Here is a 230-nt window from a genome sequence, read left to right as displayed (position 1 = left end):
AACGTATTGGCCGGGGGTTACCTGCTCAAGAAGGGCCACGCCGACAACCATCTGCGTTCCGAAGTATTCTACTTTGGCGCGAAGCAGCGCATCATACACTTCTAGAACTTTGGCCGGTACCGATAGACACATGCTGATGCCACCTCCATAAAGCAGATACAGCCTGCCCCAACGCAATGCCGCCATCTCCTGCCGGAATCCGCTGCGGCGTATATACGGTAAACCCTTCC

1 protein-coding gene is annotated in these 230 nt (G+C 55.2%); it reads right to left on the bottom strand.

Annotated features, from left to right (window positions below; genetic code table 11):
• The coding region (locus LKX83_RS34625; RefSeq protein WP_227887516.1) for a HypC/HybG/HupF family hydrogenase formation chaperone at positions 1-132 on the bottom strand (132 nt) is incomplete at its 3' end.
• Positions 133-230 lie beyond the last annotated feature (98 nt).

The sequence above is a fragment of the Cohnella baijiui genome (genome assembly GCF_020731285.1).
Taxonomy (GTDB): domain Bacteria; phylum Bacillota; class Bacilli; order Paenibacillales; family Paenibacillaceae; genus Cohnella.
This window is presented reverse-complemented; position numbering and strand designations above follow the sequence as displayed.